The 22,428-nt window shown below is 68.9% G+C and carries 21 protein-coding genes; 15 read left to right on the top strand and 6 right to left on the bottom strand.

All coding sequences use genetic code 11. The annotated features are described in order from the left end of the window. Positions 1-38 precede the first annotated feature (38 nt). Positions 39-1,817, top strand: a complete 1,779-nt coding sequence (locus AC1U2B_RS07050) for a flavin-containing monooxygenase (protein WP_480216228.1) — start codon at positions 39-41, stop codon at positions 1,815-1,817. Further along, a complete protein-coding gene (locus AC1U2B_RS07045; protein ID WP_480216227.1) occupies positions 1,814-3,265 on the top strand; it encodes an aldehyde dehydrogenase in 1,452 nt (483 codons plus the stop codon). The genes AC1U2B_RS07050 and AC1U2B_RS07045 overlap by 4 nt, the downstream gene beginning before the upstream one ends. Here the strand turns inward: AC1U2B_RS07045 and AC1U2B_RS07040 are convergent. Continuing rightward, complete coding sequence (locus AC1U2B_RS07040; RefSeq protein ID WP_480216226.1) at positions 3,258-4,403, bottom strand: NDMA-dependent alcohol dehydrogenase; 1,146 nt, start codon at positions 4,401-4,403, stop codon at positions 3,258-3,260. The genes AC1U2B_RS07045 and AC1U2B_RS07040 overlap by 8 nt on opposite strands. A 108-nt stretch (positions 4,404-4,511) precedes the next feature. Between AC1U2B_RS07040 and AC1U2B_RS07035 the strand changes: the two genes are divergently transcribed. The 8 genes from AC1U2B_RS07035 to AC1U2B_RS07000 all read left to right on the top strand — a co-directional run bounded on the left by AC1U2B_RS07035 (position 4,512) and on the right by AC1U2B_RS07000 (position 11,205). Then, the gene (locus tag AC1U2B_RS07035) at positions 4,512-5,345 is read left to right on the top strand and encodes a GNAT family N-acetyltransferase (protein ID WP_480216225.1); all 834 of its coding nucleotides are present in this window, start codon (positions 4,512-4,514) and stop codon (positions 5,343-5,345) included. Continuing rightward, positions 5,342-6,196 carry a lysophospholipid acyltransferase family protein gene (locus tag AC1U2B_RS07030; protein WP_480216224.1) on the top strand — a complete coding sequence of 285 codons (855 nt, stop codon included), beginning with the start codon at positions 5,342-5,344 and terminating at the stop codon, positions 6,194-6,196. The genes AC1U2B_RS07035 and AC1U2B_RS07030 overlap by 4 nt, the downstream gene beginning before the upstream one ends. 33 nt (positions 6,197-6,229) lie before the next feature. Further along, on the top strand, positions 6,230-7,417 hold the full coding sequence (locus AC1U2B_RS07025) for a cysteine desulfurase family protein (RefSeq protein ID WP_480216223.1): 1,188 nt from the start codon (positions 6,230-6,232) through the stop codon (positions 7,415-7,417). Between the two features lie 2 nt (positions 7,418-7,419). After that, positions 7,420-8,487, top strand: coding sequence for a tRNA 2-thiouridine(34) synthase MnmA (gene mnmA / locus AC1U2B_RS07020; RefSeq protein WP_480216222.1), 1,068 nt, complete (start codon positions 7,420-7,422; stop codon positions 8,485-8,487). Positions 8,488-8,563: 76 nt separating this feature from the next. Continuing rightward, positions 8,564-9,052, top strand: a complete 489-nt coding sequence (locus AC1U2B_RS07015; protein WP_260941936.1) for an SRPBCC family protein — start codon at positions 8,564-8,566, stop codon at positions 9,050-9,052. Beyond that, positions 9,049-9,381: an ArsR/SmtB family transcription factor gene (locus tag AC1U2B_RS07010; protein WP_480216221.1), complete on the top strand. Its 333-nt coding sequence runs from the start codon at positions 9,049-9,051 to the stop codon at positions 9,379-9,381. The genes AC1U2B_RS07015 and AC1U2B_RS07010 overlap by 4 nt, the downstream gene beginning before the upstream one ends. Positions 9,382-9,391: 10 nt before the next feature. Continuing rightward, complete coding sequence (locus tag AC1U2B_RS07005) at positions 9,392-10,402, top strand: methionine synthase (protein WP_480216220.1); 1,011 nt, start codon at positions 9,392-9,394, stop codon at positions 10,400-10,402. A gap of 116 nt (positions 10,403-10,518) precedes the next feature. Beyond that, positions 10,519-11,205, top strand: a complete 687-nt coding sequence (locus tag AC1U2B_RS07000; RefSeq protein ID WP_480216219.1) for a hypothetical protein — start codon at positions 10,519-10,521, stop codon at positions 11,203-11,205. On the opposite strand, the gene AC1U2B_RS06995 is transcribed toward AC1U2B_RS07000, so the two are convergent. Continuing rightward, entirely contained in the window at positions 11,202-12,821 is a 1,620-nt protein-coding gene (locus AC1U2B_RS06995) for an AMP-binding protein (protein ID WP_480216218.1), read from the bottom strand. The genes AC1U2B_RS07000 and AC1U2B_RS06995 overlap by 4 nt on opposite strands. Before the next feature lie 282 nt (positions 12,822-13,103). On the opposite strand from AC1U2B_RS06995, the gene AC1U2B_RS06990 reads away from it, so the two are divergent. Beyond that, positions 13,104-14,465 carry an HNH endonuclease signature motif containing protein gene (locus tag AC1U2B_RS06990; RefSeq protein ID WP_480216217.1) on the top strand — a complete coding sequence of 454 codons (1,362 nt, stop codon included), beginning with the start codon at positions 13,104-13,106 and terminating at the stop codon, positions 14,463-14,465. A 75-nt stretch (positions 14,466-14,540) separates the two neighbouring features. Here the strand turns inward: AC1U2B_RS06990 and AC1U2B_RS06985 are convergent, their stop codons facing one another. Then, positions 14,541-14,954: a F420-dependent biliverdin reductase gene (locus AC1U2B_RS06985; RefSeq protein WP_043395247.1), complete on the bottom strand. Its 414-nt coding sequence runs from the start codon at positions 14,952-14,954 to the stop codon at positions 14,541-14,543. 35 nt (positions 14,955-14,989) lie between these two features. Between AC1U2B_RS06985 and dprE2 the strand changes: the two genes are divergently transcribed. Genes dprE2 through AC1U2B_RS06965 form a run of 4 tightly spaced genes read left to right on the top strand, consistent with a single transcriptional unit; the run spans position 14,990 to position 18,438 of the window. Next, on the top strand, positions 14,990-15,748 hold the full coding sequence (gene dprE2, locus AC1U2B_RS06980) for a decaprenylphospho-beta-D-erythro-pentofuranosid-2-ulose 2-reductase (RefSeq protein ID WP_480216216.1): 759 nt from the start codon (positions 14,990-14,992) through the stop codon (positions 15,746-15,748). 31 nt (positions 15,749-15,779) lie between these two features. Continuing rightward, positions 15,780-16,961 (top strand): precorrin-6y C5,15-methyltransferase (decarboxylating) subunit CbiE, encoded by a 1,182-nt coding sequence (gene cbiE / locus AC1U2B_RS06975; RefSeq protein WP_480216215.1) that lies wholly within the window; start codon positions 15,780-15,782, stop codon positions 16,959-16,961. Further along, positions 16,958-17,713, top strand: coding sequence for a precorrin-4 C(11)-methyltransferase (gene cobM / locus AC1U2B_RS06970; protein WP_480216214.1), 756 nt, complete (start codon positions 16,958-16,960; stop codon positions 17,711-17,713). The genes cbiE and cobM overlap by 4 nt, the downstream gene beginning before the upstream one ends. After that, a complete protein-coding gene (locus AC1U2B_RS06965) occupies positions 17,713-18,438 on the top strand; it encodes a cobalt-precorrin-6A reductase (protein ID WP_480216213.1) in 726 nt (241 codons plus the stop codon). The genes cobM and AC1U2B_RS06965 overlap by 1 nt, the downstream gene beginning before the upstream one ends. Here AC1U2B_RS06965 and AC1U2B_RS06960 read toward each other — a convergent pair. Genes AC1U2B_RS06960 through AC1U2B_RS06950 form a run of 3 tightly spaced genes read right to left on the bottom strand, consistent with a single transcriptional unit; the run spans position 18,422 to position 22,426 of the window. Then, positions 18,422-20,305 carry a hypothetical protein gene (locus AC1U2B_RS06960; RefSeq protein WP_480216212.1) on the bottom strand — a complete coding sequence of 628 codons (1,884 nt, stop codon included), beginning with the start codon at positions 20,303-20,305 and terminating at the stop codon, positions 18,422-18,424. The two genes, AC1U2B_RS06965 and AC1U2B_RS06960, sit on opposite strands and share 17 nt — an antisense overlap. 28 nt (positions 20,306-20,333) lie before the next feature. Further along, positions 20,334-21,803 (bottom strand): precorrin-2 C(20)-methyltransferase, encoded by a 1,470-nt coding sequence (locus AC1U2B_RS06955; RefSeq protein WP_480216211.1) that lies wholly within the window; start codon positions 21,801-21,803, stop codon positions 20,334-20,336. Beyond that, on the bottom strand, positions 21,800-22,426 hold the full coding sequence (locus tag AC1U2B_RS06950; RefSeq protein ID WP_480216210.1) for a precorrin-8X methylmutase: 627 nt from the start codon (positions 22,424-22,426) through the stop codon (positions 21,800-21,802). The genes AC1U2B_RS06955 and AC1U2B_RS06950 overlap by 4 nt, the downstream gene beginning before the upstream one ends. Positions 22,427-22,428 lie beyond the last annotated feature (2 nt).

Genomic DNA, 22,428 nt, shown 5'->3' with positions numbered 1-22,428 from the left:
TCCTTGCCAGAAACTGAAACGTGTTCCAGTATGCATCGATGACGCATGGGAGCTCGGACAGCGACGACGGGACGACGTTCGATCCCGACGCGCTGCGGCAGCGGTACGCCCAGGAACGCGCGCGGCGGCTGCGGACCGACGGCATCGGCCAGTACGTGGAGATCGCCGGCCGGTTCGCCGCCTTCGGTGAAGACCCTTGGGCTGAGCCGGGTTTCACCCGCGCGCCGCTGACCGACGAGGTCGACGTCGCGATCATCGGAGCTGGTTTCGGCGGGCTGCTCACCGGCGCCCGGCTGCGGGAATTGGGTGTGGCCGATATCCGGCTCATCGACAAGGCGTCCGACGTGGGCGGCACCTGGTACTGGAACCGGTATCCCGGGATCGCCTGTGACGTCGAGTCGTATGTGTACATGCCGCTGCTCGAAGAGCTGGGCTACGTGCCGACCGAGAAGTACGCCAAGGGTGCCGAGATCTTCGCGCACTGCCAGGCCATCGCCGAGCACTACGACCTGTATCGCAACGCCTGCCTGCAGACCGAGGTGCAGGAAATCCGTTGGGACCCGGCCGATTCGCGCTGGGTGATCGCCACCAACCACGGCGACGCCATCCGGGCCCGGTTCGTCTCGATGGCCAACGGCTATCTGCAGAAGCCGAAGCTGCCCGGTATCGAGGGCATCACCGAGTTCACCGGCCACGCGTTCCACACCAGCCGCTGGGACTACGAGTACACCGGCGCAGGCCTGGAGAACCTGGCCGATAAGCGGGTCGGGATCATCGGGACCGGCGCGACGTCGATCCAGTGCGTGCCGCGTCTGGCGCCGGCGGTCGGGGAGTTGTTCGTGTTCCAGCGCACGCCGTCGACGGTCGACGTGCGGGCGAACGCGCCCACCGATCCGGCCTGGGCGGCAGCGCTCGAACCCGGTTGGCAGCAGCGCCGCATCGAGAATTTCCAGATCCTCACCGCGGGTGGGCAGGCCGATGAGGACCTGGTGGCTGATGCCTGGACGAGCCTGGCCAAAGCCATGCCGATCGCGAAGGAAGGCACCGACCCGCGGGCCTCGACGGCGGAGCTGGCCGATTTCGCGAAGATGGAACAGATCCGCGCGCGCATCGACGCGCTGGTGACCGACCCGGCCACCGCCGAGGGGCTCAAGCCCTGGTACGGCTACTACTGCAAGCGGCCCTGCTTCCACGACGAGTACCTGCAGGCGTTCAACCGGGACAACGTCACCCTCGTAGATACCCGGGGCCGCGGCGTCGAGCAGATCAGCGCTGCCGGGGTCGTGGTGGACGGCACCGAGTTCCCCTTGGACTGCCTGATTTTCGCCACCGGCTTCGAGGTCGGCACCGACTACACCCGGCGCACCGGGTTCGAGGTGATCGGCCGCGACGGAAAGACGTTGACCGACAAGTGGTCCGATGGGGTCCGCACTCTGCATGGTTTGCACGTCAACGGATTTCCCAACTGTTTCATCGCCAGCATCGCGCAGTCCGGATTCACGGTGAACTTCCCGTATCTGATCGACACTCAGTCCCGGCACACCGCGTGGGTGATCGCGTGGGCGCTCAAGAACGACATTGCGGAACTGGAAGCGAGCGAAGCGGCCGAGGAGGCTTGGGTCCGGAATGTGGTGGCACGGTCGGTGGTGATCGCCGGCCGCCGCGAAGCCTGCACACCCGGCTACTACAACCGCGAAGGGCAGCCCAGCGATCGGCTGAACCAGGACAGCTTCTTCTTCGGCAGCCCCACCGAGTACGCCGACATCCTCGCCGCCTGGCGGGACGCGGAAACCCTTGAGGGACTGACGATCACGTGAGCACCGCCCTGCTGATCGATGGGCAGCTCGTGGCGGGCCGCGGCGGCGAGTTCGCGACGATCAACCCGGCCACCGAGGAGACATTGGGGCACGCCGCTGACGCTGACGCCGAGGACCTGGACCGCGCCATCGCCGCGGCCCGCACCGCATTCGACGACACCGACTGGTCCCGGGACACTGCGCTGCGGGTGCATTGCCTGCGGCAGTTGCGCGACGCGCTCACCGACGAGATCGAGCACCTGCGGACCATCACCGTGGCCGAGGTGGGTGCCCCGGTCGCGCTGACCTACGGCGGTCACCTGCAGGCACCGGTCGACGGTCTGGGCTATGTGGCCGACCTCGCCGAAAACTACCAATGGACAACCGATCTCGGGGAGGCCGCGCCGTTCGGTAAACCGACCCGGCGCACCATGGTCCGCGAGGCCTGCGGCGTCGTCGGCGCGGTGACGCCCTGGAATTTCCCGCACCAGATCAACTTCGCGAAACTCGGCCCGGCGCTGGCCGCCGGCAACACCGTCGTGCTCAAGGCAGCCCCGGACACTCCGTGGTGCGCGGCTGAAGTGGGCCGGATCATCAACGAGCGCACGGACTTTCCCGCGGGTGTCGTGAACGTCGTCACCTCCAGCGAGCACCGGATCGGCGCCCAACTCACCGAGGATCCACGTGTGGATCTGGTGTCGTTCACCGGGTCGACGGCCACCGGCCGGGCCGTCATGGTGGCCGCGTCGCACACCATCAAGAAGGTGTTCCTGGAGCTCGGCGGAAAGTCGGCCTACCTCGTGCTCGACGACGCCGACCTGCCCGCGGCCTGTGCCGCCGCGGCCGCCGGCGTCGCGATGCATGCCGGCCAGGGCTGCGCCTTCACCACCCGACTGCTGATCCCGCGCGCGCGGTACGACGAGGCCGTCGCCGCGGCGGCAACGGCCATGTCCGGCATCGGTTTCGGGGATCCGACCGATCCGGCCACGGTGTGCGGCCCACTGATCTCGGCGCGCCAGCGTGACCGGGTCGAGGGCTACCTGCGGTTGGCGCTCGAGGAGGGCGGCCGGTTCGCCTGCGGCGGTGGCCGCCCCGCGGACCGGACCCGCGGCTTCTACATCGAGCCGACCGTCATCGCCGGACTGACCAACGACGCCCGGGTGGCCCGCGAGGAGATCTTCGGCCCGGTACTCACCGTGATCGCCCACGACGGTGACGCCGACGCCGTGCGCATCGCCAACGACTCGCCATACGGCCTGTCCGGCGCGGTCGCCGGCACCGATCAGGACCGGGTCGACTGGGTGGCGTCGCAGTTGCGCACCGGAACCATCAACGTCAACGGTGGCGTCTGGTACTCGCCGGACGCACCGTTCGGCGGCTACAAGCAGTCCGGCATCGGCCGGGAGATGGGCCTGGCTGGTTTTGAGGAGTACCTGGAGACCAAGCTGGTCGCCCGGGGCGTCAGGTGAGCGAGTAGTCGATCACCGCGCGAATCACGCGGCCGCCCAGCAGGTCGTCGAAGGCCTCGTTGATGTCGTCGAGCCGGTAGCGCCGGGTGATCATCTCATCGAGCTTGAGCCGGCCCTCTTGATACAGCTGTGCCAGCGCCGGCACTTCGGTGGTCGGGTTGCACGAGCCGAAAAGCGTGCCGCACAGGTTCTTGTTCATCAGGATCAGGTCCTGCAGGTCGAGCTGCACGGCCCCGGCCGACGGCGCGGCCATCCCGGTCAGCACGCAGGTGCCGCCCTTCCGGGTCAGGGACAAGGCGTCGGAGACGTCGCCGTCACCGATCATCGACGGTGACACGACGACGGCGTCTGCCATCACGCCGTGGGTCAGCTCCCGAACGAGGTCAAAGGCTTCGGTGATCGTCGCCGCGGTGTGGGTCGCGCCGAATGACAGGGCGGAATCCCGCTTGAACGCCACCGGATCGACCGCGACAACCTGCGATGCGCCACCGAGGTGAGCACCCTGGACTGCGGCGGTGCCGATGCCTCCGGCGCCGATGACCACGACCGTGTCGCCGGCGCGTACCCCGGCGCGGCGCACCGTCGACCCGTATCCGGTGGGCACCGCGCAGGACAGCAGCGCGCTGGGCACCAAGGGCAACGACGGGTCGATCTTCACCAGCGAATCTGCCGCCACCACAGTGTGTTCGGCGAACGCGCCGATCTTCGAGGTGTGCCGCAACTCTTCACCGGAGAGGCTGTGGTGGCGGAAGGTGCCATCGGTCGGCATGCCCGGGATGAGCGTGCCGGCGCCGACGTCGCACAGATACTCCATACCGCTTGTGCACCAACGACATTTCCCGCACACCGCCAGGAACGACGTCACCACGTGGTCGCCGGGGGAGAACCGGGTGACGCCCGGACCCACCTCGAGCACCACCGCCGAACCTTCGTGACCACCGATCGTGGGCGGCATGTTCGGCACCGCAGCGCCTTTGGGCGCGGCGAGCTGGCCCGATCGGATGTGATCGTCGGAGTGGCACAGCCCGGCTGCCGCCATCTGCAGCAAAACCTCACCGGCGCGCGGCGGGTCGAGCTCGAATTCCTCAACCGACCAGTCCCCGCCCACCTCACGGACAATTGCGGCGCGGCTCCTCATCGCGGCATCATGCGCCGAATGTAACGGACCGTGATGTTTCGCAACCGGTCATCAACGCGTTACGTGCTTGATGCCGCCGCGCCGAACGGCTCCGTCACCGTGCACAACATGAGCACTAGTTCTGTACTCATCGCCCCTGATAACACCACTGCATCGACCGACACCCCGCGGTACACACTGCTGTTGTCGGCCGACTCCGAACACATCGAGGCCGCGCAACGGCTTCGTCACCACGTGTTCACCTCGGAGCCGGGTTACACCCTCACCGACGACAGCCCCGGTTTCGAAAGCGGCCGGGACGCCGACCGATTCGACGAATTCTGTGACCACCTGCTGGTCCGCGAGGACCACACCGGCGAGTACGTCGGCTGCTACCGCATGCTGCCTCCGCCGGGCGCAATCGCCGCGGGCGGGCTGTACACCGCAACCGAATTCGATGTCAGCGCGTTGGACAGCATTCGCCCGTCGATGGTGGAGATGGGCCGCGCCGTGGTGCGCGCCGATCACCGCAACGGCGCCGTCGTGCTGCTCATGTGGGGCGGCATCCTGGCCTACCTGGACCACAGCGGCTACGACTACGTCACCGGTTGCGTGTCGGTGCCCATCCAGGGCAGCCCCGACGAGGCCCCGGCCACCCAGATTCGCGGTGTGCGCGACTTCGTCAACAAGCGGCACGCCTCGGAGTACAAGGTGCGCCCGTACCGCCCGGTGATCATCGACGGCAAGCTGCTCGACGACATCGAGCCGCCTGCCCGCGTGACCGTGCCGCCGCTGATGCGCGGTTACCTGCGCCTGGGCGCCAAGGTGTGCGGCGACCCGGCCTACGACCCCGACTTCGGTGTCGGTGATTTCCCGGCCCTGCTGGACAAGCGGGAGGCCGACGTCCGGTACCTGACGCGGCTGCGTTCGGCCGCCGCGGCAACCGACAAGGCCGGACAGTGACCGCGCCCACGACGGTGCAGGAGCACCCCTGGCTGCCCAAGGCGTCCTGCGACGCCAGCTGCATCCGGGTGGACGCCGCGCACGTCAGCCGTCCGGTCGTCGTCGCGCTGCGCACCGCGGCGCGGTTGGTCATGACGTTGTTGCTGCTGCCCACCCTGCCGCTACTGGCGGTGCCGCTGCCGGGCCGGTCGCGCATCCAGCGGATGTACTGCCGGCTGGTGCTGCGCGGCCTGGGCGTCCGGATCACCGTCTCGGGCGGGCCGATCCGCAACCTGAGCGGCGTCCTGGTGGTCGCCGGACATGTCTCGTGGGTCGACATCTTCGTGATCGGCGCGGTCATGCCCGGCTCGTTCGTGGCGCGTGCCGACCTGATCGAGTGGCCGGCGTTGGGCTTCCTGGCCCGGCTGATGAAGGTCATCCCGATCGACCGCAACAGCCTGCGCCGGCTGCCCGACGTGGTCCGCACCGTCGCGGACCGGCTCACCGCAGGTCAGACCGTCGTCGCCTTCCCGGAAGGCACCACGTGGTGCGGTCTGGGTCACGGCACGTTCGCCCCGGCGATGTTCCAGGCCGCGGTGGACGCCGGCCGCCCGGTGCAGCCGCTGCAGCTGACGTACCGGCACCGCGACGGCGCGCAGTCGACCATTCCGGCGTTCATCGGTGACGACTCGCTGCTGACGTCGATCAAACGGGTCATCACGGCCAAGCTGACGGTGTGCCACATCCAGGTGCAGTCGCTGCAGCTGCCCGGCGCCGACCGCCGCGATCTGGCCGGCCGTTGCCAAGCTGCGGTGCACCAGGTGGGCCCGCTGCCCGTCGCTGCTGTTCACGGGCACGCGCTGGCCGCCTGACCGGTTTGGCCTGGCCGGTATCCTGGACAGGCCATGAGCCCCGCATACCTGGACCACGCCGCCACGACCCCGATGCAGCCCGCTGCCATCGAGGCGATGACGGCGGTCCTGGCAGCCGGCGGCAATGCGTCCTCGCTGCACACCTCCGGCCGGGCGGCCCGGCGCCGGATGGAGGAGGCCCGCGAGTCCCTGGCCCAGCAGTTGGGTGCCCGGCCCTCCGAGGTGATCTTCACCGCCGGCGGCACCGAGAGTGACAACCTGGCCGTCAAGGGCATCTTCTGGGCGCGCCGGGACAGCTGCCCGGGACGCCGCCGGATCGTGACGTCGCCGATCGAGCACCACGCGGTGCTCGACGCCGTCGAATGGCTGGTCGAGCACGAAGGCGCGGAGGTGACCTGGTTGCCCGTGGACAGCGCGGGCAGCACGTCGGCCGCGGCCTTGCGCGAGATTCTCGAAACCCACGACGACGTCGCGCTGGTCAGTGTGATGTGGGCCAACAACGAGGTCGGCACCATCCAGCCGATCGCTGAATTGGCCGCTGTGGCAGCTGAATTCGACGTACCCATGCACAGCGACGCGATCCAGGCGGTCGGTGCGGTGCCGGTCGATTTCGCCGCGAGCGGGCTGTCCGCGTTGAGCGTGGCGGCGCACAAGTTCGGCGGCCCCACCGGGGTGGGTGCGCTGCTGCTGCGCCGCGATGTCGCGTGCGTGCCGCTGCTGCACGGCGGTGGGCAGGAACGTGACGTGCGTTCGGGCACACCGGATGTCGCGGGCGTGGTGGCCATGGCCGCCGCCGCGCGTGTCGCGGTCGAGGGCCTGGACGCGCACCGGACCCGGATCGGCGCCTTGCGTGACCGTCTGGTCGACGGCGTGCTGTCCGGTATCGAGGATGTGGTGCTCAACGGCGGCACCGGCGAGGACCGCCTTGCGGGCAACGCGCACTTCACTTTTCGTGGCTGCGAGGGCGATGCCCTGCTGATGCTGCTGGACGCCAAGGGCATCGAGTGCTCGACGGGTTCGGCCTGCACGGCCGGCGTCGCGCAGCCGTCACATGTCTTGATCGCGATGGGCGCCGCTCCGGCCAGTGCCCGCGGATCACTCCGATTTTCGTTGGGGCACACCAGTTCTGATGCCGACATCGACGCCGTGCTGGCTGTGCTGCCGGCTGCGGTCGAACGGGCTCGTCAGGCTGCACTGGCCAGTGCCGGGTTGGGAAGGTAGTCATGCGGGTTCTGGTAGCGATGAGTGGGGGAGTGGACTCCTCGGTGGCCGCGGCGCGCATGGTCGACGCCGGCCACGACGTCGTGGGCGTACACCTGGCACTGTCCACCGCGCCCGGCACCCTGCGTACCGGGTCGCGCGGGTGCTGCTCCAAGGAGGACGCCGGCGACGCCCGCCGAGTCGCGGACATCCTGGAAATCCCGTTCTACGTCTGGGATTTCGCGGACCGATTCAAGGAAGACGTCATCGACGACTTCGTCGAGTCGTACGCCCGCGGTGAAACGCCGAACCCGTGCGTGCGCTGCAACGAGAAGATCAAGTTCTCGGCGCTGTCGGCCCGCGCATTGGCGCTCGGTTTCGACGCCGTGGCAACCGGGCACTACGCGCGACTGGAAGACGGTCGTCTCCGTCGTGCCGTTGACGCGGACAAGGACCAGTCGTACGTACTCGGGGTGCTGACCGCCGAGCAGCTCAGCCACGCGCTGTTCCCGATCGGTGACACCCCCAAGCCGCAGATCCGGCAGGAAGCCGCCGAGCGTGGGCTGGCAGTGGCCGAGAAGCCGGACAGCCACGACATCTGCTTCATCCCGTCCGGCGACACCCGCGCCTTCCTGGGTGCCCGCATCGGCATCCGTCCCGGCGCCGTCGTCGATGCCGGCGGCACGAAGCTCGCGGAGCACGACGGCGTGCATGGGTTCACCATCGGGCAGCGCAAGGGCCTCGGCATCGCCGGCCCGGGGCCTGACGGCCTGCCGCGCTACGTCACCGGCATCGATGCGGAGACCGGGACCGTGCACGTCGGCGGCGTGGAAGATCTCGAGATTCACTCGTTGATCGGCGAGCGGCCGGTGTTCACCTCGGGTGCCGAGCCGGTCGGGCCCATCGAATGCCTGATCCAGGTGCGGGCGCACGGCGGGTTGGCCGACGCCGTCGCCGAGCTCGCCGGCGGGGTGCTCGATGTGCAGCTGCGCACGCCGCTGCGTGGCGTCGCCCCAGGCCAGACCATGGTGCTGTACCGCCGCGACCCTGACGGTGACGAGGTCATCGGCAGCGCCACCATCGCGCGCTGAACCCAATCATGAGCAACTGAACGGTTGCGTTTCCGGCTTTTTGGTCGTAGCGTGATAGGCAACCGGGAGGTTGCTTATGAGTTCCGATCGCATCGAAAAAGAAGTCACGCTGCGCGCCCCGCTGGACCGGGTGTGGCGCGCCGTCGCCAACGCCGACGAGTTCGGCCGGTGGTTCGGCGTGCGTTTCGACGGCCCGTTCGTCGCCGGTGAATCGGTGACCGGCGTGATCACCCCGACCGAGGTCGACGACGAGGTCGCCGCCGCACAGGAGCCGCACGCCGGGAAGAAGTCGGTCTGGCACGTGGTCGCGGTGGAGCCGCAGCGGCGACTGGCGTTCCGGTGGCATCCGTATGCCGTCGAGCCGGGCGCCGACTACGCCGACGAGCCGACCACGCTGGTCGAGTTCACCCTGACCGACACCGCCGACGGTGTGTTGCTGCGGATCGTCGAGTCCGGGTTCGACAACATCCCGGCCGACCGCCGAGCCGAGGCGTTCGAAGCCAACAGCGGCGGGTGGGAAGCCCAGACCAAACTGGTACGCAAGTACCTGGACGAGCCGGTGTGAGTACGACGGCCGACGCCCGGGCGCCACTGTTCGACGCGCTCGGTGACCCCAATCGGTTACGCATCGTCGTGCGTCTGTGTGAAGCGGGCCCATCCTCGACTTCGCAAGTGACACAGGTGATCCCGGTAACCCGGCAAGCGGCCACCAAACATCTGCTGCTGCTGGAGGCGGTGGGACTGGTGACCAGCAGCCGGCACGGGCGCGAGCGCATTTGGCGCATCCAGCCGGACCCGCTCGCCGAAGCCAGCGAGTACCTGACCGCGCTGTCGAAGCGATGGGACCGCGCACTCGACCGCCTGCGCAGCTACGTGGAAGAGCCCATCGAATAGTGTTGGCCGCGTGACTATTTTCGCCCAGGCAACCGGTATCGGCTCGTGGCCGGGAACGGTCGCCCGGGAAGCGGCTGCCGTTGTGGTCGGTGAGCTGCCCGCCCTGCCACATTTGGTGGAGCTCCCCGCCCGCGGCGTCGGTGCCGACATCATCGGACGGGCAGCTGCGCTGCTGGTCGACATCGGCATGGACACCGTTCCGCGCGGGTACCGCATCGCCCCCGGCCGCAGCTCCGTCGTGCGCCGCGCAACGGGTCTGCTCGACGAGGATGTCGACGCGCTGGAAGAGGCGTGGGAGAAGGCCGGGCTGCGCGGGACCGGGCGGGCCATCAAGGTGCAGGTCCCCGGTCCGTTGACGCTGGCCGCCGAACTCGAATTGTCCGGGGGACACCGGGCCATCTCCGATCAGGGCGCGCTGCGCGACCTGACCGGTTCACTCGCCGAGGGCGTCGCGCACCATCGCGCCGAGGTCGCGCGGCGCTGCGACGCCGAGGTGGTGGTGCAGTTCGACGAACCGTCACTGCCCGCCGCCCTGGCCGGGCGGCTGGCGGGCGTGACCCGGATGTCGCCGGTGGCGCCGGTCGACGCGCTGTTGGCTGCGAGCCTGCTCGATCAGTGCATCGCGACCGTCGGGGGACCGGCAAGCATTCACGTGTGTGCCACCGACGTGCCATGGAAAACCTTGGCGCGCACTGCCTTCAGCGCGATCTCGGTGGATGCGGCCAAGCTGACCGCGGCTGATCTCGACGGCATCGGCGAGTGGGTCGAGGCAGGCCGGACCATCATGCTGGGCGTGCTGCCGGGCGTCGCCCCGGAACATCCGGTCCCGGTCGAGCAGGTTGCCGCCGCAGCCGCGAGTATCACCGACCGACTCGGCTTTCCTCGCACGGTCCTACGCGAACGCGTCGGATTGACACCCGCCTGCGGTCTGGCCGGGGCGACGCAGACGTGGGCGCGCAGCGCACTGACGCTGTTGCGCAAGGCCGCCGACGGGATCGCGCAGGACCCGGATTCGGCCTGAGCGCCGACCTGCCCGGCTAACCGCGGAAATCGTCAACCCGGGCACGGTGACGTGCCATGATGAGGGTCCGGAGTGTGCAGGGGGTTGCCACTCAGCCGGAGTGATCGGGGGCGGACGTGCGCCGTGAGGATGCTCTGCTGAGGGTCGCCAACCTTTCGCTCGCTGCCTTTGTGGTGCTGACCGGCCCCTCGCTGGCTATCGCCGCCGCCGACCCCGGCGGATCGCATGGCAACGGTGGGAACAGCAATTCAGGCAAGGCAGGTTCCGGCCAGAGCAGCGCGTCGCGCGGTAACTCCGGCACCGGCGGTGGGTCCGCCGGGAACGGCAGCTCCGGTCCCAGATCGTCGGCCTCGGGTCGGACCAACACAGGAAATTCGTCGAAGTCGAATGGCAATGGCAACGACAACGGCAGCTGGAACAACTTCGCGCCGGGTGCCCAGTCCAACAGCGGCTCTGACGGCCCGGACGCGGTGGTGCCCACGCCGGTCAACCCGCCGGTGCCCGTCGTGGTAGCCGAACAGCACACCGGCACAGCGCCGGCGGGCCGTTCCTGGTGGTCAGCGCCGGACGTGGCGCCGCCCGTCGAGGTACCCGCGCCGGCGGCGCCGAGCGAGGAAGGCGCCGCGGATCTGCTGTCCGTCGACCACACCGGTATCCCGGTGTGGGCCGCCGCCGAGCCGGTCGGGGTGCGCGGCGACCTGTTCGGCCTGGCCGGGTTGGTGCTGATGCCGCTCGTCGGGTTGGTGGTCGGCTATCGCCAGGCCAAGGCCGCGCGCGAGGTCGGCCTGACGATTCAGCCCTAGACCTCGCGGATGGCGCGCAGTTCGCGGCGCAGAATCTTGCCGGCCGCGGACTTCGGGATCGCATCGATGAACGCGACCTGACGGACCTTCTTGTACGGCGCGACCTGGCCGGCGACGAAATCCATGATCTCGTCGCCCGACAACGTGGCCTGCGGCTGCAGCACCACGAATGCCTTGGGCACTTCCTCGCCCGAATCCGGATCGCGGACCCCGACCACCGCCGCGTCGGCGATACCGGTGTGCGTGAGCAGCACCGCCTCGAGCTCGGCCGGCGGCACTTGGTAGCCCTTGTACTTGATGAGCTCCTTGAGCCGGTCGACGATGTAGATGCAGCCGCTGGCGTCGACCCGGGCCAGATCACCGGTGTGCAGGAATCCGTCCGCGTCGATGGTCTCGCGGGTGGCGGCATCGTTGTTGAGGTAACCGGCCATGACATTGGGGCCGCGGAAGCACAGTTCGCCGACCTCGCTCAGGCCGTGTTCGGGCTGGCCGATCTCGGCGCCCGTATCGGGGTCGACGATCTTGCTGACGGCGCCCGGCACCGTCCAGCCGCACGAGCTCAACGGCGCGACGGCACCGACGAGTTCGCGGCCACCGTCGAACGGCATGCAGTGGCTCACCGGGCTCAGTTCGCTCATGCCGTAGCCCTGCACGATGGGGCACCCGAGCCGGTCGGCGACCGCCATCCCGAGGTCGTCATCGAGCGGCGCGGCGCCCGACATCAGCCCCTTCAACGAATCGAGCCGGTAGGAGTCGACCATCGGGTGCTTCGCCAGCGCCACCGCGACCGGCGGCGCGATGAACGCGAATGTGCACTTGTGGTCCTGGATGGTCCCGAGGAACTGGGCGAGGTCGAAGCTGGGCATGATGACCAGCCGGGCCCGTGCGTGCAGGACCGAGTTGAGCAGCACCGTCATGCCGTAGATGTGGAAGAACGGCAGCACCGCCAGCACCCGGTCATCCTGGCCCATGGCCTGGATCGGGCGAATCTGCGCCACGTTGGCCGCCAGATTCGTGTGGGTGAGCATGACGCCCTTGGGGTTTCCCGTGGTGCCCGAGCTGTAGGGCAGCGCCGCCAGATGAGTGGCGGGGTCGAAGCTGACCTGAGGCGCGGGCAGTGCGGCGTCGAGCAGTTCGGCGGCATTCGGATGACCGTCGACCGAGCTGCCGGGACCGTCGAGGACGACGATGCGGTCGGCGGCCAGCCCAACGGCCGCCGCAGCCTGCAGCGCCTGCGGCGCCAGCGCGGTGACGGTGATCAGCAAGGCGGCACGGGAGTCCGTCAGCTGCTTGGCGATGTCCTTGGCGGTGAACAACGCATTGATCGTGGTGGCCGTGGCACCGGACCGCAGAATGCCGTGGAAGGCGACCGCGAACGCGGCGCTGTTGGGCGCCAGCAGGCCGACCACGTCGCCGACGCCCAGGCCTCGGGCGGCCAGCGCACCGGCGAACGCCTCGATCCGGGTGGTCAGCTCGCGATAGGTGAACTCAGCGCCGGTCGCGACCTCGGTGATGGCGATGCGATCGGCATCCGACTCGGCCAGACCGCCGAAGATGTACTCGTAGACGGCCGTCGTCGGGATCTGGACCTCGGGGAAAGGGCTGGCGATAGTCATGGCGTCATAGATCGAACCATGCCGGGGTGACGTGCGTCATGCCGGTTGGTCGCCGTCGGCAGGCCGGTTGCGGGACCGCGTTACACGTCGTCGGCCATGCGCAACGCACCCGTCGGACACGCCGCCACGGCCCGTCGCAGCACCAGCGGCCGCCGGCCGCGATCGCTGCCTTTTCATCGATCCCGGCGGCATTGTCATCCGCCTCGAATTCTCTTGCGCCCCTTTGGTTTCAGTGGTCACAAACGGCGATTTCTTGTCGGTTGTTCGAACTAGTATTCGAATATGGCAACGGCAGTCCGCTCGCAGATCGATTCAGCGCTCGACGCGCTGGATTTGGCGGTGGACACCTTGAACGGCTTGTCGTTCGAAGAGTTGACGTGCCCGGAGCTGCTGGCGGTGCTGTCGCGGTTGGAGCGCGCCGCGCGGCGGATGCCGGTGGCCGAGCAGGCGATGGTGGCCCGGCTGGCCCGCGAAGCGACTCCCGCGCAACTGGGCGGGCTGGTGCTGACGCAAGCTCTGGCCGACCGCCTGCAAATATCGGCAGAGGATGCCAAGCGTCGGATCGGCAACGCCGCCGCGTTGGCGCCACGCGTCGGCCTGACCGGCGAGCCGTTGCCGCCGCTGCTACCCGAAACCGCTGCCGCCCAAGCTCGGGGTGACGTCGGGCCCGAGCAGATCAAGATCGTCCGCAAGGTCCTCAAGAAGCTGCCCCGGCACACGCTCCCTGACGTCGCTGCGGACGCCGAAGCGCAGATGGCGGCCAACGCCGCTCAGTTTCGTCCTGAGCAGCTGCGCACCGTGGGCCGGCGCCTGCTGGACACCCTGCACCCTGACGGGGAACTCGATGAGCGCGAACGCAACCGCCAGCGCGGCGTCGTCTTCGGTCCCCAACAGCCCGACGGGCTCAGCCGCATCTCCGGGTGGGTCACGCCGCAGTGCCGCGCCACCATGGAACCGGCCATGCACAAGCTCGGCGCACCCGGTATGTGCAACCCCGATGACGCGCAGCCCTGTACTTCGGGTACGCCCACCGACGCCCAGATTCAAACTGACGCCCGCAGCACCGCGCAACGAAACCACGACGCGATGGAACAGGTGTTCCGCGGTGCGCTGTCTTCTGGTGAACTCGGTCAGCATCACGGGCTGCCGGTCACGGTGATCGTGTCGACCACGCTGCAGGACCTCGAAACCGCCGCCGGCCATGGTGTGACGGCTGGGGGCACCTTGGTGCCCATGCGGGACATCGTCCGGATGGCCGCCGACGCGTACCACTACCTGTGCATCTTCGACCGCGCCACTGAGAAGCCGCTGAACCTGTTCCGCACCAAGCGCTGCGCCTCTGATGCGCAACGGATCGCGCTGCACGCGATACACGGCGGCTGCACATTCCCCGGCTGCACCGCCCCGGCCTACCTCACCGAAGTTCATCACCTGGACGAGTACGCCGCCGGCGGCAACACCAATGTCGAGGACCTGACCTTGGCCTGCCGGCCGCACCACAAACTCGTCAAACCCGGCGGCTGGCAGACGATCCGCGGCGCCGACGGGCAGACGGTCTGGATACCCCCGCCGGAACTCGATGTCGGGCAGGCCCGCACCAACGACTACCACCATCCCGAACGCTTTCTCAGGCAACGGGATTGATGGCCGACGGGCCCATCGCGGACCTGGTGAAAACCACTGGGCCCGCGGCACCCGCATGCTCGCGGTAGGGACTGACTAAGCCTCGCCGCGGTCCAGCAGCTCGCTGGAGCCGAGGACGCGTTCCACCCGGACCTCGATCACCACGCGTCGGGGATTCACCCGTGGGGTGCGGTAGCGCTGGGCGTAGCGCAGTTCGGCGTCGCGGACGTCGTCGGTGTCATGGCTGACCGTCGACTTGCCTTCGAGGGACAGCCACCGGGCGCCGTCGACCTGGCTCAGCACCGCGACGCCACGCTGGGCCGCGTTGAGCGCCTTCTGGGAACCGCCGGTGGTGATGACGCGCGCGATGTGGGTCTTCGGGTCGAAGGTGAAACCGACAGCCACGACGTGCGGGGAATTGTCCGACCGCAGGGTGGTCAGCATCGCCAGATGACGCTCGGTGAGGAATGCCAGCGCGTCACTGGTGAGCCGTGTCGTTGCCTTGGCCATCACGGTCAAAAGTAGCGCAGGTGATAATCGCAGCCGTGAACGACACGGCGGATGCTGGCGGCGAGGTGGTCGTCATCTTCGGCGGCCGGAGCGAGATCGGCCTGGAACTGGCCATCCGGCTGGCGCCGGGCAATACGGTGGTGCTTGCGGCCCGCCGGGCCGACCAGCTGACCGACGAGGTGCAGGCGGTCAGGGCGGCGGGCGCTGCCAACGTGCAGACCTGCGAGTTCGACGCCGACGACCTGGCCTCGCACGCGACGCTGGTGGACGCGATCGAGGCCGGGCACGGGCCGATCGGCACCGCGGTCCTCGCGTTCGGCGTCCTTGGTGACCAGGCCCGGGCCGAGGAGGACGCCACACACGCGGTCGCCGTAGTGCACACCGACTACGTGGCCCAGGTGAACCTGCTGACGCTGCTGACGCAGCGCATGCGTGCCGCCGGCCGGGGACGCCTCGTGGTGTTCTCATCGATCGCCGGCGCCCGGGTCCGCCGGGCGAACTACGTCTACGGGTCGGCCAAGGCGGGCCTGGACGGCTTCGCCTGCGGATTGGCCGACGCGCTGCACGGCACCGCCATCCAGCTGCTGATCGTGCGGCCGGGCTTCGTGATCGGCCGGATGACCGACGGCATGGACCCGGCGCCGATGTCGAGCACGCCCGCGCAGGTCGCTGACGCTGCCGCGACGGCGCTGCAGAGGGGCAAGTCAGCGGTGTGGGTGCCCTGGGGTATTCGGCCGCTGATCTTCGCGACGCGGTTTGTGCCGAAGGCGATCTGGCGGAAGATGCCACGGTGATGAGCGCTTGCGCGAAGAACAGAGGACTCCAGTGACAACCGGGAAAATCACCGTCGTCGGTATCGGGGCCGACGGCATGGCCGGTCTCGGTCAGACGGCGCGCAATGAACTGCTCGGCGCCAGAGTGATTTTCGGTGGACCGCGGCAGCTGGACCTGCTGGACCCGGAGGTGACCGCCGAGCGCCGGGCCTGGCCGTCGCCGCTGCTGCCGGCCCTGCCCACGTTGTTCGACGGACTGCCCGACGTGCACGTGGTGGCTTCCGGTGATCCGATGCTGCACGGCATCGGCGCCACCCTGATCCGGTTGTTCGGTCGGGATCGGGTGACGGTACTGCCGCACGTGTCGTCGGTGACCCTGGCCTGCGCGCGACTGGGATGGAGCGTGCAGAACACCGAGGTGATCAGCCTCGTCAACGCCGCGCCCCACACCGCGATGCGGCTCGGCGGCCACGCAGTCGTGCTGTCCAAGGGTGCCGACACCCCGCGGACATTGGCCCGGCTGCTCACCGAAGCTCGGCGCGGCCAATCGGAATTCACCGTCCTGGAACAACTCGGCGGGCCGGCCGAACGTGTCACCACGATGACTGCCGCGGATTGGGATGCGGCGGCCCCTGACGTCGACGCGTTGAATGTCATTGCGGTGCGGTACGTCCCCGATCTGCGGATCGGAGCGGCGTTGCCGGACACCGCTTTCGCGCACGACGGGCAGATCACCAAGCAGCACGTGCGCGCGGTGACCCTGGCCACGCTGCAGCCGCGGCCGGACCAAATCCTGTGGGACGTCGGCTCGGGTTCGGGCAGTGTGGCGATCGAATGGTGCCGGGCCTCGGGTGGTCGCGCGGTTGCCTTCGAAAGCGACGACGTGCGCCGCGCGCGGATCATCGACAACGTCACCACCTTCGGCGTGCGGGTCGATGTCCGTGGCGCGGCGCCGGAGAGTTTCGCCGACGTACCCGCGCCGCACACCATCTTCATCGGTGGCGGCCTGACCCGGCCCGGCCTGTTCGACGCCTGCTTCGACGCGCTCGAATCCGGTGGAAGGCTGGTCGCCAACGCGGTGACGGCGGAGTCAGAAGCCTATGTGGTGCAACTCTATTCGAAGCTGGGCGGCGACCTGCGCCGCTTCCAGCACTATCACGGCGAACCGATCGGTGGCTTCACCGGTTGGCGCCCGGCATTGCCGGTAACCCAGTGGACGGTGGTCAAAGAATGACGGTGTACTTCATCGGCGCGGGCCCCGGTGCCGCCGATCTCATCACCGTCCGCGGGCAGCGGCTGCTGCAATCGTGCCAGGTCTGCCTGTACGCCGGTTCGATCATGCCCGACGACCTGCTGGCGGAGTGCCCGCCGAACGCTCGGGTGGTCGACACCGGTCCGCTCAACCTGGAGCAGATCATCGGCGAGCTGGCCGCCGCGCACGAAGCCGGGCTCGATGTGGCGCGTCTGCACTCCGGCGACCCATCCATCTACAGTGCGGTCGCTGAACAGTGCCGACGGCTCGACGAACTCGGTATCGACTACGAAATCGTCCCCGGCGTACCGGCTTTCGCTGCCGCCGCCGCGGCCCTCGGGCGGGAGTTGACGGTACCGGGCGTGGCTCAGACCATCACCTTGTCCCGGGTGGCGACGCTGTCGACGGCGATGCCCGACGGCGAGGACCTGGTGACCCTGTCCAAGCCCGGCGCCACCTTGGTGCTGCATCTGGCCGCAGCGCAGATCGACAACATCGTCCCGCAACTGCTCGAGGGCGGATACCGTCCGGAAACCCCGTGTGCGGTGGTGGCTTTCGTCAGCTGGCCGACCGAACAGGTCGTCAGGTGCACACTGGCGGAGCTGGCCGAACGCACGAAGGCGGCCGGCATCACCAAGACCGCGGTCATCTTCGTCGGAGATGTGCTGGGCGCCCAGGGTTTTGCCGACAGCTACCTGTACTCGAGTGACCGTCGCAGGGGAAGTTCGCACTGATGAAGCTCCTGTTGCTGGGTGGGACTTCCGAAGCGCGGGCGCTGGCCAAACGACTGCACCCCGACATCGACCTGATCAGCTCCCTGGCCGGCCGCGTCCCCGACCCGGCGCTGCCGGTGGGTCCGGTGCGGATCGGTGGTTTTGGTGGCGTCGACGGCCTGCGAAAGTATCTGCAGGACAACGAGATCACTGCGGTCGTCGACGCCACCCACCCGTTCGCCGCCACCATCACCGCCACTGCCGCACAGGTCTGTGCCGGCTTGGGGCTGCCGCACCTGGTCTTGGCCCGGCCGGCGTGGCCGCACGGTGACGCCATCGTCGTCGCCGACGACCGGCAGGCCGCGCAGACCGTCAAAGACCTTGGCTACCAACGGGTCTTCCTCACTACGGGACGGTCCGGCACGACGGCGTTCCGCGAGTCAGACGCCTGGTTCCTGATCCGTGCCGTCACGCCGCCCGACGCCGAGTCGCTGCCACCCGATCACGAAATCCTGCTCTCCCGTGGCCCTTATGGCTACGACAACGAGCTGGCCTTGCTGGTTGACCACCGCATCGATGCCCTGGTGACCAAGAACAGCGGAGGTGGCATGACGCGCGCCAAGTTGGATGCTGCTGCGGCGCTGAACATTCCGGTGCTCATGGTGGATCGGCCGGGGCTGCCCGACGGCGTGACGACGGCCGCCACCGTCGACGAGGCCGAAGCCTGGGTCAGGGAGCGCCGATGAGCCGCTGCAGTTCGTCCCACGCCGCCCGCCGTTGTTCCTCCGCATCGTCGCGGAGCTGACGGACCTGTTCGCCGTGCGCGGTGCTGCGGTCCCGCAGGGCCTCCAGGTCGACGATGAGTCGGCGCCGTAGTTCACCTTCGGGTCCGTCGCTGCCGAGTACGTTGAGCTGCTCCGAGATTCGGCTCTGTGCCTCGTAGTCACCCGAGCGCGCCGCCTGGACTTGCTCGGCTTCGGATTCCAGCCGCTCGGCAGCCGCCCACCGGTCCAAGACACCGCCGAGCGCAGTGATGGTGGTCGCGTCGAGTGACCGGTCGGCGAGCCACTCTTCGAGTTGACCCGGTGCGAGATGTTCGTAGGCGATCTCGCTGGACAGGGGCCAGCTTTCCAGCACCGTCGCTTCAACCGCCTGGTGGCCCGCCGCGGTGACCGTGATGCGGTGGTTGGTCCCGTCGTCGGCGATCGCGGTGACGTTGTTCCGCGGTTCGACGCCACGCCCCTGAACGCGGGCGATTTCGAAGATCACCTCGACAGGTTCGGCATGGTCGTTCTCGACCCGCAGGGTGTGCAGCCGCTCGCGGCGCTGCTCGTGCACCAGGGCGGCGCGGGCGAGCCGGACCCGGGCTGTGACGTCGCTGACGGCCGAGGTATGCCGGCAGCGCACCGCAAGGTCTTTCGCGAACGGCAGCCGCACCTTCGCGTCGCGGGCGGTGAAGGGCACCATCGCTTCACCGGCATAGACGTCCTGCTCGTAGATGACGGCGGGACCTTCCTCGAGCACGATGCCCGCGGTATTGGTGAAGGCGAGCACGATCTCGGGGGAGCCGTCGTGGCCGTGCCACACCAACTCGCGCCGGACACCGTCGACGGCCTGGACTGCCAACGGAATCATCGAAGCGCCGCCGCGCTTGAGCGACACCGGGGTGCTCAGCCGGTATTCGAAATACTCACCGCGGTCAGCGGTTTCGACATCGTCGACGGCATCGGCATAGGCATCGAAATATCCCGCTCCGGCGGGCGCCGGCATACCCGCCAGCATCGGCATGGCCTCCGCAGACCGAGTCTTCGCCGCCGCGGGTACAGGCACCGGAGCTGCGCCGCGGCGGCTCTCCTCGACGACCTCACGATGGACGTGCTTGCCCTGGTACAGGTCGATATCGAAGGAGACCGGTTCGCCGGTGGTCAGGGTCAGCTCGATGTCGGTGAGGTCCTCGTCGACCGGGTTGTGCACGATGCCCATCGCGGTCAGCACCAGACTGTCACCGTCGCGCACCAGCCGGTACGACAGCCGCCACAGCGGAGCCGGCACCACATAGGACACCTGGACGGTCCCGCTGCCTCGAACCTGTACGCCCAGTTGGCAATGCTGGCCCGCGGTCAGCGCACGGGATCGGTCCAGGAGGTAGTCGAGGTTGTCGCGCGAAGGGCCCTCCGTCAGCGTCACGGCACCGATGTGGGCCAGTTCGATCAGGCTGACCGCCCCGGCGTCGGTGCGCAGGACCAGCACCTGCCGGTACTTTGCGGATTCATCGACGCCGATCACCTCGCCCCGGTGCTGGGTGCCGTCGCAGTCGACTTCGACGGTGCGGCCCCGCAGCCCGTCGAACAGTCCGCGTAGCGCGTTGCCGGAGTCGATCAGCGTCCCGCGGTCGCCCAGTTGGGTGTGCGGGTCGGTCGGGGTGTCGAACGAGACCGCTCCGACGGCCAGCTCGGTGCCGGTGCCGGTGATCGACAGCGACTTCAGCACGTCCTTCATCTGGGCGTGGCGGAATGTCAGTGCGAAATCACCGTCGACCGGACCACTGCGTTCGACCAGCGCCATGCCGTGCTTGTACATGACCAGGCGATTGACTCGAGGGCTTTCGCTCATGTACGGAAACCCTAGTGGCCCAATCGAATCAGTGTGGGTAATACCGCGGGGTGAACACCCGGTCGCCATCGGCGGTGGTGTGCCACACCGTCTGTGACGACCCGATGATCAGCATGCAGCGCATGTCGATCTCGGCCGGGTTGAGTTCGGCCAGGCGCACCACCCGCACGGATTCGTTCGGTCCGGCGACGTCGCGGCCGATCACCACGGGAGTGTTCGGGTCGCGGTATTCCAGCAGCAGGTCCTGCATGGCGGCCACCTGCCACGTGCGGGTCTTCGACGCCGGGTTGTAGATGGCCAGCACCAGATCGGCGCGGGCGGCGGCGGTGAGCCGCTCAGCGATGATGTCCCACGGCTTGAGGCGGTCGGACAGCGAGATCACCGCGTAGTCATGGCCGAGCGGCGCACCGACCCGGCTGGCGACGGCCTGCGCGGCGGTCATCGCCGGGATCACCCGGACCTCGACGCCGGGCCACTGCCTCGCCTCTTCGAGTACCGCGGTCGCCATCGCGAACACCCCGGGGTCGCCGGACGACACCACGGCGACGGTCCGGCCCTGCTGGGCCAGCTTGCACGCCAGCTCGGCGCGCGCACGCTCGTCGGTGTTGTCGCTGGGGTGGCGCTGCTGGCCGGGACGATCCGGCACCCGGTCCAGGTACGGCCCGTAGCCGATCAGATCGGTGGCCGCTGCCAGCTCGCGACGGGTCTGGGCCGTCGTCCACTCCGGGTCGCCCGGACCCAGCCCGACCACCACGACGCTGCCGACCGGGGCCTCGGCACGACGAGAACCCGGCAGGATGGCGATCGAGAAGTACGGCACTGTCGCGGCGTCGACGTCGGCGGCCGGCAGTACCCGCTGTGCCTCGGTGCTCGCACGCTCCACATAGAACGCTTCGTCCAGTCGTCCGGCCGACGAAAGCGCCTGCCGCACAGCCGGATACGACCGGCCCAGCTTCATCACGACGGCGGCGTCGGTGTCGGCCAGCCGGCGCTGCAGCTCGCCCGCCGGCAGGGTGCCGGGCAGGATGGTGAGGACCTGTTCGCCCTGCACCAGCGGCGTCGAGATCGCGGCCGACGCGGCGCTGACGGACGTCACGCCCGGCACGATCACCGCGTGGAACCGTTCGGTCAACCGGGTGTGCATGTGCATGTAGGAGCTGTAGAACAGCGGATCGCCCTCGGCGAGCAGCGCGACGTTGCGGCCGGCCGCCAGGTGGGTGGCGATGCGCTCGGCGGCCTCGGCGTAGAAGTCTTCGATCGCGCCGTCGTACCCGCCCGGGTGCGACGTGGTTTCGGTCGTCACCGGGTAGACGAGGTGCTCCTCGATCTGGCCGGGACGCAGATACGGTTCGGCGATGCGCCGCGCGATGCTGTGGCCGTGCCGCGCGCTGTGGTACGCGACCACATCGGCCTCGCCGATCAGCCGGGCGGCCTTGACCGTCACCAGTTCCGGGTCGCCTGGGCCGAGGCCGACACCGTAGAGGGTTCCCGTTGTCATTCGGTTTCACTCGCAATCGCGTTCACCGCGGCGGCGGCCATGGCACTACCGCCACGCCGCCCCGTCACCACCAGATAGTCCATGCCGCGCGGCCGCGCGATCAGTTCGTCCTTCGACTGCGCCGAGCCGACGAAGCCCACCGGGCCGCCCAGCACCGCGGCAGGCACGGGCGCGCCCTCGTCCAGCAACTCCAGCAGCCGGAACAGGGCGGTCGGCGCATTGCCGATGGCCAGCACGGCACCGCCGAGTCGGTCGGCCCACAGGTCGACGGCCGCCGCCGAGCGGGTGCTGCCGAGCTTCGCGGCCATGGCAGGCGCGCCCGGATCGGCGACCAGCGACACCACCTCGTTGTCGGCGGGCAGCCTCGAGCGGGTGATGCCCGCCGCCACCATCGACGAGTCGCACAGGATCGGGGCGCCGGCCGCCAGTGCCGCATAGGTGCGGGCCACCACGTCGTCGGTGTAGGCGACGTGCTCGGTGACGTCGACCTGGCCGCAGGTGTGGATCAGGCGTACGACGACGCGTGAGACGTCGTCGGGAAATCGCGCCAGATCCGCCTCGGCGCGGATTGTCGCGAACGACTGCCGGTAGATCTCCGCAGCTTCGCGGACGTAGTCGAGCACCC

This window comes from Mycolicibacterium sp. P4_G11 (assembly GCF_056555145.1).
Note: the sequence above shows the minus strand (reverse complement) of the source record. Positions and strands in the feature narration are given on the sequence as shown.